This window comes from Parabacteroides goldsteinii DSM 19448 = WAL 12034 (assembly GCF_000969835.1).
GTDB lineage: Bacteria > Bacteroidota > Bacteroidia > Bacteroidales > Tannerellaceae > Parabacteroides > Parabacteroides goldsteinii.
Map to the genome: position 1 here is coordinate 1,664,714 of NZ_KQ033913.1, position 13,758 is coordinate 1,678,471.

6 protein-coding genes and 1 pseudogene are annotated in these 13,758 nt (G+C 50.1%); 1 reads left to right on the plus strand and 6 read right to left on the minus strand.

The features are described from left to right. The first annotated feature begins 91 nt into the window (after nucleotides 1-91). Nucleotides 92-5,968, plus strand: coding sequence for a T9SS type A sorting domain-containing protein (locus HMPREF1535_RS19860; RefSeq protein WP_187386439.1), 5,877 nt, complete (start codon nucleotides 92-94; stop codon nucleotides 5,966-5,968). 104 nt (nucleotides 5,969-6,072) lie between these two features. Here HMPREF1535_RS19860 and HMPREF1535_RS19865 read toward each other — a convergent pair whose 3' ends face one another. The 6 genes and pseudogenes from HMPREF1535_RS19865 to HMPREF1535_RS19890 all read right to left on the minus strand — a co-directional run. After that, the gene (locus HMPREF1535_RS19865) at nucleotides 6,073-6,954 is read right to left on the minus strand and encodes an Rpn family recombination-promoting nuclease/putative transposase (RefSeq protein ID WP_046147246.1); all 882 of its coding nucleotides are present in this window, start codon (nucleotides 6,952-6,954) and stop codon (nucleotides 6,073-6,075) included. Nucleotides 6,955-7,106: 152 nt separating this feature from the next. Further along, nucleotides 7,107-7,808: a 6-phosphogluconolactonase gene (gene pgl / locus HMPREF1535_RS19870; protein ID WP_046147247.1), complete on the minus strand. Its 702-nt coding sequence runs from the start codon at nucleotides 7,806-7,808 to the stop codon at nucleotides 7,107-7,109. Between the two features lie 14 nt (nucleotides 7,809-7,822). Further along, a complete protein-coding gene (gene zwf / locus HMPREF1535_RS19875; protein ID WP_044246351.1) occupies nucleotides 7,823-9,292 on the minus strand; it encodes a glucose-6-phosphate dehydrogenase in 1,470 nt (489 codons plus the stop codon). 15 nt (nucleotides 9,293-9,307) lie between these two features. Continuing rightward, nucleotides 9,308-10,762, minus strand: a complete 1,455-nt coding sequence (gene gnd / locus HMPREF1535_RS19880) for a decarboxylating NADP(+)-dependent phosphogluconate dehydrogenase (protein WP_007656224.1) — start codon at nucleotides 10,760-10,762, stop codon at nucleotides 9,308-9,310. 23 nt (nucleotides 10,763-10,785) lie between these two features. Then, a complete protein-coding gene (locus tag HMPREF1535_RS19885; protein ID WP_046147248.1) occupies nucleotides 10,786-12,162 on the minus strand; it encodes an FAD-dependent oxidoreductase in 1,377 nt (458 codons plus the stop codon). Nucleotides 12,163-12,810: 648 nt separating this feature from the next. Further along, a pseudogene (locus tag HMPREF1535_RS19890) lies at nucleotides 12,811-13,731 on the minus strand (IS3 family transposase); the annotation flags it as partial. Nucleotides 13,732-13,758: the final 27 nt, after the last annotated feature.

Sequence of the window (13,758 nt, forward strand, 5' to 3'; positions counted from 1 at the left end):
CCGACACCAAGACCCGGGAAGGTCCGGCTACCGGACCAAACGCTCCCGAGGTTATAAACCATCGAAAATACTACATTAATCATTTATACGTATGAATACAACAGAACTACGCCCCTTGGCAACCCGCCGTTTACTCGCCGGGTTGTTTTTTGTTATTATGGCGGCAACCCCCTTCATAACACACGCCGCTCCGGCCGGTGAAGGGTGGAACGGCGAAATAGCCGACAAAATCGAAAATGCCGCCGGCAATTCCGGCGACACAGCCGATAAACCTATCCTCATCAAAGAGGCCGCCGAACTGGCCTATCTGGCACAGCAAGCCAATGAAGGAGGTTATATATTGGAACTTGAAAACGGAAATAAGATCGACAACACGGACGAATCCTCCAAACAAGGTTTCTCCGGTTATTATTTCGCTCTCTCCGCCGACATCGACCTGAACGGATATGAGTGGACGCCGATAGGAAACAATACTCACCCATTCAGAGGCCATTTCAATGGCGACGGACATGTCGTAAGAGGATTGAAGATGAATGTGGAGATTGAGACCAAGAGTACAACCTATGCCGGATTATTCGGTTACATAAAGAACGGTACGCTCCGCAATCTGGGCGTATGGCTGGCATCGGAAGGGATAGAGGTTTCTTCAACAGATACTGGCATTATCTTTGCCGGAGGATTGGCCGGAGCTGTGACGGGAACAGCCTCAAATACTCCTGCCGGTATCCAAAATTGCTATGTGGAAGGAGAGGGTAATATAGCAGTCAGGTCAACAGATAATACTATTAGAATTCATGTCGGAGGAATAGTTGGAGCAGCAATGACTGGCACATGTATTATTACCCATTGTTACACAACGGTAGATGTAGAAACAGAACTGGTAGGTGGAAGTATTATCCATGTTGGTGGTATTGCCGGCTATGCTTTAGATATTTCCTATAGCTATGCTACAGGGAATTTGAAGGTGAAGGATATAAAAAAAGCTAGAGGGCTATTGGTAGGCGGCATTTGCGGACACGCTCCTAACGGGACAATAACAAACTGCGTGGCTCTGAATAAGGAAATCAGTAGTCCGGGATCAAATCTATGCTTCCGTATATGCCGTTCCAGCTCCGGAACCAACTACGCCAGTCCCCGCATGATAATAAACGGCCTACCGGTCACCGGTAACGACCAAGTCTCCAAAAACGGGACCGACATCTGGCTCGAGAACTTCAAGGAAACACTTTCGGGCACCTCCGGCAACAACGAATGGACAACGGCCTGGAGCTGGACAGAGGGTGAACTCCCACGTTTAAAAAAACTAAATACCGACGGTACCACCTATTCCAACGAGCTGATATCCGGTCAGAAAGTCCGGTCCCAGTCAGCCTGTCTCTATCATAGCACTTGGGAATCCAAGACCAACATCGCCCAATCCATAGAAAACGCCCCTCCTGCCGGAACCGACGAACCCGGCGACGGCCTATCGCCCGACAAACCTATACTGATTAAGAATGCCGCCGAACTGGCGTATCTGGCACAGCAGGTCAATGAAGGAGGCTATGTCTTGGAACTTGAAAACGGAAATAAAATCGACAACGAGGCCGATTCCTATAAACAAGGTTTCTCCAGTTATTATTTCGCTCTCTCCGACGATATCAAACTGGATGGAGGACTCTGGACTCCGATAGGACATATGCATATCTTCTGCGGCCACTTCGATGGCAAAGGGCATATTGTCGACGGACTGAGAATAGATCAGATTGATGGCTATATCGGATTATTCGGCTACGTTAATGACGGCACGATTTGCAATCTGGGTGTCCGCTTGCATGAAGACGGGATAAAGGTTGCTTCATCACGCCCTAAAGATAATATCTTCGCAGGCGGAATTGTCGGATATCTACTAGGATTAAACATTGGTGCTTCTCTCCGCAATTGCTTCGTGGTTGGAGACGGAAAAGTGGAGATAACAGCTGGATACCAGGGGACAGTAGGAGCAATAGCTGGGTCGATTAAGAGTTCCGACTCTCATTCCGCCCTCCTGACCCATTGTTATTCCACAGTCGATGTGGAAGCAACAACAGAAAACCAGTGCTATGCAGGTGGCATCGTCGGTAGATCCAATAGTATCCTTTCCTACACCTACGCCACCGGAAGCGTGAAAACCAACAACGCCACTGAACAATCCGCCGGCGGCATTTGCGGAAGAAGAGAAGGCGGAGAACTAACCCATAACCTCGCCCTGAACAGCGAAGTGACAGTATCCGGCGGCTCCGACTCCCACCGGATAGCCGGCTCCAATCTCAACGACGAGACGTCTCCCGGTTCCTCCTTCAACTATGCCTGCCCCTCCATGTCGCTGAAGAACCAACCCTTCACCGACGATCCTTCCAGCCTCGACGGTGCAAACACCTGGGCAGACCAATTCAGGAACGACCTCCAAAACATCCCGGTATCACCATCGGACGTTAACGAATGGACAACAGCCTGGATTTGGCCCGACACCCCGTCCGGCCAACCTGCCTTGCTCCCCCAGCTAAAACGGCTCAACCCCGACGGCACTTACCCCGAAGGCTCCTCCGCCGACAACCTGCTTGCCGGACAGCCCTCACTCGCCACCGTTGACTTCCTTTCCGTCCAACCCGACCCGGCGTCTTCCATCGAAAACCTGGGTGGCGGCGACGGCTCAACCGCTGCAACTCCCATCCGCATCCGCAATGCCGTCGAACTGGCCTACCTCGCCCGTCAGGTCAACAACGGCGGTCAAACCCTACAGCTCCTCTATGGCAAAAGCATCGACAACACCGCCGATGATAACCTCAAAGGCTTCGCCGGCTACCACTTCGCCCTCTCCGACGACATCGACCTGAAAAGGCAAAACTGGACGCCAATAGGGAATGAAGACTCCCCATTCATGGGAAATTTCAATGGCGACGGGCATGTCATAAAAGGTTTGAAAATAAGTATTCACAATGAAACGGATGCCGATGTATATGCCGGATTGTTCGGCTACGTTCTAAACGGTACGTTCTGCAACCTGGGTATATGGCTGGCTCCGGAAGGGATAGAGATATTCTCAAGCCAAAGCGATATTTGTGCCGGAGGACTGGCAGGATATATATCCGCATTATATACCAATAATATTATCAGCGTCTCCTGTATCCACAACTGCTACGTGGAAGCAGAAGGGAACGGTACAATCAGAGGTAGAGGAACAGGAGATAACCTTGTCAACATTGGAGGAATAGCAGGAAATGCGTATGCAGAAATAACCCATTGTTACGCTACCGTCAATGTAGAAGGAACAAACAATAGAGCGGCTCGTATCGGCGGCATTGTCGGAGAAGGAGGCCCTGCCATTTCCTATACTTATGCCACTGGGAAAATAAAATGTAGCGGTTCGTGTTTTATAGGCGGCATTACAGGAAGAAGTACAGGTAGCTCAATAACAAACTGCCTGGCCTTGAACAAGGAGATTACGACTGACGAAAAAGGCCATATCTTATTCAATCGTATAGCAGGATTTGCCTCCACCTCTACCTCCAACTACTCCACCCCCCGCATGATGCTAAACGGTCAACCTACCAAGAACGCCGATAGAGACTTCGCCGGCGCCGACACCTGGACCGACAAATTCAAGGAAGACCTGCTAAAAGAGCCTTCCGATAACAACGAATGGGCAACAGCCTGGAAATGGGCGGACGGTAAACTTCCATGCCTGAAAAAAAGTAACCCCGACGGCAGCTATTCCAGCTCCCTGATAGCTGGGCAAACGCCCCATCAGGCGGACGACTTCCTTTATCACTCCCCCTGGGCCGACAATGCTGTCACTTCCATTGAAAACGCCACTCCTTCCGGCGCCTCCCAACCCGGCGACGGCTCCTCCCCAAACACCCCTATCCTTATCAAAGATGCCGCCGAACTGGCGTATCTGGCACAACAGGTGAATGCGGGAGGCTATGTATTGGAGTTTAGCGATGGAAGCAAGATTGACAACGCCAATGAAATCACCAAACGCGGTTTTTCCGGCTACTACTTCTCCCTCTCCGATGATATTAAGCTGGAGGGAGGAAACTGGATACCGATAGGAGATGACAACAGCTTCCGGGGCCACTTCGATGGCAAAGGACATACAGTGGATGGACTGAGAGTGGACGTTGTTAAAGAGAATTCATCAGAGAATTCATTAGATAATACGCCTGCATACGCCGGATTATTCGGTTATGTTGAAGATGGTACGCTCTGTAACCTGGGTGTCCGCCTGCATGAAGATGGTATAAAGGCAGTTTCAAATAATAACGATGCCTTTGCCGGAGGAATTGTAGGACTTCAAATTGGATTTGAAGATAACACCCTTCTCCGTAATTGCTTCGTAGTTGGAAACGGGAAGGTGGAAGCTACAGCTGAATTCTTAGGCTTTGCCGGAGGAATAGCCGGATTGATAAGCTTTTCCGTCCCTAACTCCGCCACCCTTACCCATTGCTATGCAACAGTCGATGTCGAAGCAACAGCAAATACCACCTGTTGTGCAGGCGGCATTGCCGGAAGTTCCTACGGGCACCTTTCCTACACCTATGCCACCGGAAGTGTAAAGACAAACAAGACCAACCAATATGCCGGCGGCATTTGCGGAGATATAGTCGGCGGAGAACTAACCCACAGCCTCGCCCTGAACAGTGAAGTAACAGCAAACGGCGCCAACGCCCACCGGATAGCCAGCAACTCTTTTCCGCCCGATTCTCCTCCTGATTTTCCGTCTGATTTACTTCCCGTCCTCGACGCTAACTACGCCCGCCCAGCCATGTCGCTGAACAACGGCTCAGATTCCGGTTCCACAACCGTAACCTCTCCCGACGGCAGCTCCCTCGACGGCGCAGACACCTGGCTCGATACCTTCGCCGACGACCTGACAACCGACGATGCCACCAACGATGGCTGGAAATCCAGCGCCTGGACATGGCCTGCCGCCCCGTCCACGCTGTTACCCAAACTGGCCCTCGTCACCTTCGACGACTCCGGCACCCCCAACGGCTTCACCCCCTGGTCGGCACCGGCTACGACGGCGGTATACGGCTCTTTAAGTTCCCCGGCAGTTTCAGTCGCCCAACCCGACATCGATGCAGCCGACTACCTTGTCAACCGTCCCCTCCTCCACGTCACCCAACCGGCTGAAGGAGGAACACTGGCCGTCTACCTCGCCGACCCGGCAAACCCGATGGCACCGGCTCCCGGTACGCCGCCCCTCACCGACGGCACCAACGGCTCCGAAAGCATCCCCGTCGCCCCCGGCACCGCCCTCTGGCTCACCAACACCCCAAAGGCAGGCTACGACTTCGAAGCCTACCTCTCCGGCCCAGCCTCCGACGGTGTCACCCAACCCGTCAGCGGACAGTCACTCACAATGACCGCCGCCGACCTATGGATCACGGCCTCCTTCACCGCACAGGCACCGCCGCCGCCTCCAACGCCGGTCTACTACGACGTCACCCTTCCCTCCGTGGAAGGCGCCACGACCGACCCCGCCGCCGGCACGTACTCCGTCGAAGCCAAGGAGAGCTTCCGCTTCTTCCTCACCCTCGACGAAGCCTACTCGCAGTCGCAGCCCGTCGTCATCACCGACCGCGGTGAAACGATCACACCCCGCACGAGCGATGGGGCCTATATCGTGAAAACCGTCCACAGCGACGTCTCCATCTCAATCGCCGGCATCGTCGAAAACGACCCTGTCGCCAACGAGTCCATCGCCGCCCCCTCCGATGCCCTCCGCATCTGGACGGAGCCGGGTACCCTCTGCATCGACCTCGACATTACCAACCGCACAAGCACCGACACGGATACCGTTCCTTCCGTCCGCATCATCTCCGCCGACGGACGGCTGCTGCACGACTTCCGCCTTGTCCCCGGCCTGAACCGCCGCAATCTGGCCCCCGGCCTCTACATCATCCAGGCCGGCCAAACAGTCCGGAAGGTAATCGTGAAATAAGCGGGTAATAACCGGAAGGTAGTTCAAAAAAATCAGGCGGCTCCTACGTAAGGAGTCGCCTGATTGCTTTATTGATTGATGTACTTAATATTAATGTAAGTAAATTATAATCCGTCTATTTCTTCTACCGACAGTCCTGTACATTGGGCTATCGTTTCGGGATTGATTCCCTGCTTCTTTAAATTGGCGGCAATAAGACGTTGCTCTTCTGCTTTTCCTTCTGCCTTACCTTTCGCTTTACCGATTTCGATGCCTCTTTCCAGTCCTTTTTCTATACCTTTCTCTTCCGCATAGTCTACCGTATTCTTATAATCCCGATAGCGTTTCAGGGCTTCATCATACAGAATACGTTCATCCTTGCTCAGACTTGCCACATCTGCCACTTCTAGCAATTTGTCGAAGACGGCTTTACGTGCCTTAAAAGGCATTCTTTCCAATGTATCCATATGCTTTAATAAATATAACCAACGTTCAAAATCTGTTTCACAATCATCCGGCTCTTTTGTAAACCAGGGCAGTTCCAGATAGACCTGACGAATCTTGTCACTAAACACACGCCCCGTATCACGGTCTGCCAGTATAACGTCTGTACGAAACTTGGAGTTTATCCCCATCTTATAGTTTAACAGAAATATGCCATATACCGGACATAAGCTAAACTTCCAGTCTTTTCCCTTCTCCCCTTGATTACTGATTGCCCGTGACAAGTAATAAATACCACGGTCGTAAAAGTAGGGTTGGGCTCCATTTTGCATTTCAACGACGAACAGGCCGCCTTTGTCATCCCTGCAATGAATGTCGAATATCACTCCCCGGTCCTCTATGGTTTCCGGTTGCTGGATAGGATTCAGGAAAGTGATGTCAACGATATGACGCTCATCTTTCAACAACTCATTCAGAAAATCAATTAATAACTCTTTGTGTACCTCTTGACCGAAGATACGGTGGAAACCGAAGTCGGTAAAGGGATTGATAAACTTTCCCATAACTAATGAATTTTGGTTGCCCCCTAATAGCAGGAAGTATCGCAAAGATAGGAATTATTTCAATCGGCAAGCATTTGGGAAGGACTTTTTTTCAGATGCCGGCCGGTCCCATACGAACCGGCCGGTATTTACACAAACATATTGACTTATCATTACAGCGTCGTATACACTATCGAATCCACCGCATGCGACAGGATATAAGCTGCCGGCGTTGCATTCGTTATGGAATACCCCTTCTTCAATTCCTCTATTGCATCCGCTTTACCTTTGCCTAATACGGGGACCAGCAACGGCGAACCGTTCAGGATAAGCGGGCCCGTCATCGTGATGCGGAACTGTCCTGTTTCCGGATGCTGCGATACCGCATAATTGCGGCTGTCGGTCAGCAAGGGAAGATTGTCGGGGAAGATAGACGCCGTATGCGAATCTCCTCCTATACCCAGGATGATACAATCGAAATAGGGAAACTGGCCGTGACGCGGCAGATACTCCTTCACGATACGCGAATAACGCATAGCCTCCGTCCCCGGTTCCCCTTCGCCATGAATGCGGTGGATATGTTCGCGGGGAATGTGGAGCGGTTCGAACAACAGCTTGTTCGCATGACCGAAATTACTTTCCGCATCTGTCGGCGAAACGCAGCGTTCGTCCACCCAGAAGAAACGCATGTTGTTCCAGTCTATCTTATCTTTATATTCGTCTGCCCACAAGGCAAACATCTGTTTGGCCGTTTCACCACCCGACAGAGCCAGGTTGAACGGTTCATCATCCTCTTTACGGGCCATATAATCCATCAACTGGCGAGTCAATGCCCGTAATGCATCTTTGTTGTCTTTGTAATTCTCTATTTTCATATGCTTCATTATTATCAGCCGCACGAATCGCAGGGAGCTCCCATCGAATCTGCGCCTAGCATCATTCTTTCTATCGGACCATTCTGTCCCGGCTCATAGAAGAAGAGATTCTTCGAACCCTCTTCCTTCCAGTGATGCAGGATAGGGTCTATAAAACGCCAGCTTGCCTCCAACGCATCGCTGCGGGCATACAGGGTCGAATCGCCCAGCATGGCATCCAGCAACAGACGCTCGTAAGCATCCGGCAGGTGAGTTTTTGAAAGCGAGTCGTAACGGAATTCCATCCCGACCTGTTTCACGGTGAATCCGGCTCCCGGCATCTTCAGACCGAAACGCAGCGTGATACTTTCGTCCGGCTGGATACGGATAACCAGCTTATTGCATGAACTGCCCGAACACTGCCCGGCGAAAAGCTGATGCGGTGTCGATTTGAAATGGATGACAATCTCCGACGACTTTTCCGGCAACTTCTTACCCGTAAAGAAATAGAACGGGACACCACTCCAACGCCAGTTGTCAATGAAGAACTTCATGCCTACATACGTTTCGGTATTCGAATCGGGTGCGACATTCTTCTCCTCGCGATAACCGTCATACTGACCGCGGACTACCCATTCATTCATCTCACGAATCGTATAGGGACGGATAGCACGGAAGACCTTCACAATCTCATCGCGAATCGGTTCCGGATCGAACACGGCAGGCGATTCCATCGCCGCAAACGCCATCAATTGCATCAGGTGGTTCTGAACCATATCCCGCAAGGCGCCTGCCCCGTCATAATACTTGCCGCGGTTCTCCACACCTAGCGTTTCGGAGGCGCTTATCTCGACTGAATCCACATAATTCCGGTTCCAAAGGGGTTCGAAAATACCGTTGGAAAAACGGAGTACCAGGATATTCTGCACCGTCTCTTTTCCCAAATAATGGTCGATACGGTAAATCTCCTCCTCTTCGAAAATACGACAGAGATGCTTGTTCAGTTCCTGGGCCGTCTCGAGACTTGTGCCGAACGGCTTCTCCACAATCACGCGGCGCCATCCGTCTTCCGTATCAGCCACATTCATGCCGTTTTCCTGAAGATACTTGGGTACCAATTCGTACATCAGCGGCGGAGTGGCCAGGTAATAGATAATCCTGTCCGGGATATTTTCCTGTTGCTGCAACGAATGGATACGGTCTTTCAGTTTTACATATTCGGCGGAGTTGGTTGAATCGAATGCCAGGTAGAACAGAATCCGGAGGAATTTATCCAGTTCTGCGCTGTTTGTTTCCTTATTTCCCCTTGCTTCCAGGATGTGTTTACGCTGTTCGGCACGAAACTCTTCGTCCGTGTATCCCGTACGGGCCGCACCCAATATAGCGAAATGTTCGGGTAACATATCGCCAATGAACAATTCAAAAAGTGCCGGAAGCAACTTGCGGCCTGTCAGGTCGCCCGATGCTCCGAAAATAACCAGGAGTTGACTGTCTGCTCTTTTCATCATCAAGTCCCTCCTTTATACAGTATAAGTTCCTGAAACTGTGTTACCGCCTTCGCCCGTCCAGTTGGTGTGGAAGAAAATGCCGCGGTCACGATCTACTCTCTCATAGGTATGCGCACCGAAATAGTCACGCTGTGCCTGAATCAGGTTGGCAGCCGAATTGAGCGTGCGCAAGCCGTCGAAATAACTCAGGGCCGAACTCATGGCCGGCAAGGCTACGCCACTCAGGGCGCCTTCTGCAACCACCTTACGCCAAGAAGGCAAAGCGACCTGTATCTTGGTGCGGAAGAAGTCGTCGAACAGGAGGTTCTGCAACTCCGGATTCTTCCTGTACGCATCCGTAATCTTCTGCAAGAATACGGAACGGATAATACAGCCTTTACGCCATATCTGTGCAATCGTGCCGAAGTCCAGGTTCCATCCGTAACGTTCGGAAGCGCGGCGAATCAAAGAAAAACCTTGTGCATAAGAAATCAGCTTCGCAGCATACAAAGCCTGACGAATCTCTTCCACATACAGGTTCTCACCCAGTTCGACAGGTTCGGGATACAATCCGGAAGCCTTTTCGCGTTCAGACGACAGGGCCGACAGCATACGGGCATAAACAGCTTCCGTAATCAGTGTCAACGGATCGTTTTCGTCCATTGCTGCGATGGCGCTCCATTTGCCGGTTCCTTTCTGTCCGGCGACATCCAGGATTTTGTCCAGCAACGGTTTGCCGTCTTCGTCGCGGAAGCGGAGGATATTCTTTGTAATCTCAATCAGGAAACTGTCCAGTTCCCCTTTGTTCCATTCTTCAAAGACGACAGCCATTTCGTCATCATCCAGTCCTTTACGGTTCTTCAGCAAAGAATAGGCTTCGGAGATTAACTGCATGTCGCCATACTCAATCCCGTTATGCACCATCTTCACGAAATGTCCGGCACCGCCCGTGCCTATCCATTGACAACAGGGAGTCCCATCGTCGAGCTTGGCTGCAATGCCTTGCAATATGTCCTTTACAATTGGCCATGCTTCGGGAGAACCTCCGGGCATCACAGACGGGCCGTGCAGGGCACCTTCCTCGCCGCCTGAAATACCGCTACCGACAAAATAAAGACCTTTTGCCTCCACTTCCTTCACACGGCGTTCCGTATCGTGGAAATCGGAATTACCACCGTCAATAATCACATCGCCGGGCGACATGTGGGGCAGCAGTTGTTCAATCATCTCATCGACCGGAGCGCCTGCCTTAATCATCATCATGATGACACGCGGACGCTTAACGGCTTCCACCAGTTCCTCGATAGAATGGGCCGGGATAAAATTCTTCCCCTTGCCGCGGCCGTTCACAAAACGGTCCACCACCCCTTCCTCACCGGGGAAACTACGGTTATATACAGCAACGGTAAAACCTTTGCTTTCCATGTTCAGAGCCAGGTTCTCACCCATAACGGCGAGACCTATCAGTCCGATATCTGCTTTTTTCATGTTCTGTTCTATTTTATATTTCGTTATTTTATCAATGCAAACAAATCGTTCAACGATTCACTCATCGAAGGATGCGTATAAATGCTATCCCTCAGGAATGTGTAATCTTTTCCCGCCCGTATAGCCAGCGAGACGGTATTGATAACCTCCGTCGATTCGGCGCAGAAGAGGGTACAACCCAGTATCTCGCCTGTTTCCGTATCGACAATCGCTTTCAGTAGGCCATCCGTCTGCTCGAAAGTACGTGTTCGCGGGAATGCCGCCGCCGGAATCCGTGCGATACTTATCTTTCTTCCCGAACGCAAGGCCTCTTCTTCTCCCATACCGATACGCGACAAAGGCGGGTCGATGAAAACGGAGTAAGCCACAGCGACACGGTCATCTTTCGTACGGCGTCCGCTACCGAACAGTTCATCCTTTATCACCCGGTAATCGTCCAGGGAGATGTAAGTGAACTGGAGTCCGCCTGTCACATCGCCCATGGCCCATATATCGGGCACGTTCGTATGCAGGTGTTCGTCTACCACGATTGCACCACGGTCGGAAACCTGTATGCCTGCGGCTTCCGTATTCAGGTCCGTCGTGTTCGGACGGCGTCCGGTTGCCAGCAGCACAGCGTCGGCGGGAAGTTGTACTTCGTTTCCTTCTTTCTCTTTATATGTTATAACAGCTCCGGCGTCATTGTGTTCAATCGACTGCACCAAAGCATTCAGATGAATAGTAATTCCTTTCTTTTCCAATACTGTTTTTACCGCCTCGGCAATATCACGGTCTTCACGGGCAATAAACTTGTCGCCTCCTTCAAGCACGGTCACTTCGGAACCGAAGCCGGCAAACATGGAGGCAAACTCAAGGCCGATATAACCGCCGCCTACAATCACCAGCCGGCGCGGTAACTTATCCAGTTCCATAATAGAAGTACTGGTATAAACATACGGATTACCTTCCAGTCCCTTGATTGACGGAATTATGGTGGAAGCGCCCGTATTGATGAATATCTTTTCGCCCTCCAGGAGAAGGGTTTCATTGCCTGCTTTCACTTCTATTTCATGAGGAGAACGAAAAGAAGCGATACCGGTATAGACCGTGACGGTGTCTTTCGAATCGAGGTTATCGAAATTCTTTTTGCGTAAAAAGGCAGTCAGTTCCCTTTTTCCGGCAATAGCATTCCGGAATTCCTCTGCGTATTGCTCAAAAGAAGAGGGTTTCCTGTATTGAGTTACTTTCGACATGTGTACCAGCCTTTTTGTCGGGATACAACCTATATTGATACAAGTTCCGCCATACATACCAGCCGAACGTTCAATAATGGCTACGTTCCAGCCTCTCGTTCCCAACTCTGCGGCCAAAGTCTTGCCGGCCTTACCAAACCCAATGATTATCGCATCATACTTTTTCATCTTTCGTTTCTCCTCTTTTAAGTTAGTTATTAACAGAACATTCGTTTTAACCTAATTGTTCGTAAAATTTATCTATATTCCAATATTTATTATCTATCAGCCTCCCCGCTTAAAACGCAAAGGATGACAATACAAAAGTAGAGAAAGCGACTAGTTAAGGGAATGGTCATTTTTCCTATTGAGTTGGCAATTTGTCATTCACTGGGGAGCAAAATTCCGGACACAGCGGAGCGGCTTCAGTTTCCTGCTTAGGAAATGCGAGTTTCTTCCGCAGGAAACTGGAGTTCCCCAGGCAGGAAATTGCAGTTTCCTAGGCAGGGAACTGGAGTTTCCTAAACGCGAAACTACGAGGAAACTGTAATCAGCTGAGCAATAATTGTATGTTAACGTTTTTAGTTGACTACTTTCAGTCTTATATATATAAAAGGTTGACTCGGTTTAAACTTAATAATAATAACGGTTGACTTATTTCTTGCTTATTTATGAAACAGGTTAACTCTACCTGCCAGTTTTTCGCAAAAATAATCAAAATCTCTATTCACCCCAAACGGGTAATGAAAAAACCACCGCGGAGGTTTGCCATACGGCTGGAGGCGCGAAGCCTCCAAAGAGTCTTAGGTTATAATCAGTCCTTACTTAATGGAAGATCTATCCTGTCATCCCCATCTCTTTCAGCCTTTTAATAGCTCTTTCACGGTAACTTATCCATCTTTTCTTCAGCTCTCCTTCACCTTCGGCGGCCTCGGAAGGTGTCATTCCGTCCAGGCTCCAGTGAGGGCGTTCGTGATTGTAAAACTCCACAGCAACTTTAACGGCAGCCTTTACTTCCCGGATTCGATAGAATACCATTCCTTTAAGCAGTTCATTCTTTATGGTATTGTTCACACGCTCGGCTACCGCATTATCCTTGGGATTTCCACTCTCTGTCATGCTTATGCGTATTTGGCAATCTTTCAAACGGCCCGTATAAGCATAGCTGGCATATTGTACACCACGATCGGAGTGATGGATTAACCCTGAGAGGTCTTTGCCGGCATAATGTCTGATGGCCATTTCCAGGGCCTCCTGAGGATATATCGTTTCTAATGTCTCCCCTACGCTATATCCTACGATTTCTTTCGTATAATAATCCGTCACCAGCGAAAGGTAACAGAATGTATATTCACCCGTAACAGGGTTTACCCAAAGAGGTATATAGGTTATGTCGCTAACTATCACCTGGCAAGGGCGATTGGGTATCAACTCTTTAACCAGATTCGGATAAAGCGGAAGGTCGTGGTTGGAGTCCGTTGTTGCAATACGCCGCCTGCGCTTACGTACTTTCAAGCCATATCGTTCTATGATGTCATAGAAACGATTGTAGCCAACGCTGTGTTCTTCTCCGAACCTGCGACGGTACATCAACCAAAGCTTATTGCCACCAATGCCGGGAGCTTTCTGACGTACTTCTTTAATAAATTCAATCACAAAGGATTCCCTGGCTAATTTGAACATTAATTTATCCACATGGTTATAGTAGGCTTGTTTACTTACACCAAGCAGACGACACATAGGGACAATGCCGTAAAGCCTCTTGTCCCTGGTGTGAAGCCTGGA